This is a genomic window from Corallococcus praedator (genome assembly GCF_003612125.1).
Lineage (GTDB): Bacteria > Myxococcota > Myxococcia > Myxococcales > Myxococcaceae > Corallococcus > Corallococcus praedator.
In genome coordinates this window covers 1-421 of sequence record NZ_RAWI01001181.1, presented here as the reverse complement: position 1 = coordinate 421, position 421 = coordinate 1, and the positions used below count along the sequence as shown (strand labels likewise).

At 41.6% G+C, this 421-nt stretch carries 1 protein-coding gene; it reads right to left on the bottom strand.

Features of this window, described 5'->3' with window-relative positions; translation table 11 throughout:
• On the bottom strand, positions 1-421 hold a 421-nt coding region (locus D7Y13_RS43630), incomplete at both ends, for a DUF2911 domain-containing protein (protein ID WP_158626246.1).

Below are 421 nucleotides of genomic sequence, written 5' to 3'. Positions count from 1 at the left end.
CTTCAAGACTGGCTGGATCGAAGCCGATCGCACCACTCATTTGTTCCCGAATATTTTCAAGAATTGTCCCCTTTACATCAATTGTTACTTTGATGGGGAAGCTCCATTTTTCCCAATCTAAATAAATGTCAACAGACCTGTCAGTTTGATTGGCAAAATTATACACCAGCCTTTCCTGCATGTTGGGCAAGTTTTTCTTTTGCACAGTGGGCACATGCAGCACATCCAGCTCCTTCTGGTAAAAATAACTTCCCCAACTTTTAGTATTTTTATTAAAGATCAACACACTGCTATCTTCATGCACTTCAATAAAAAAAGCATATTTGCCGGCAGGCAATTTTTTTCCATTGATGGTTACATCGGTTGAAAAAGACATGGTGGTAGCCTCATCAGCTCCGGCACGCCAGGGAGATGGCACATT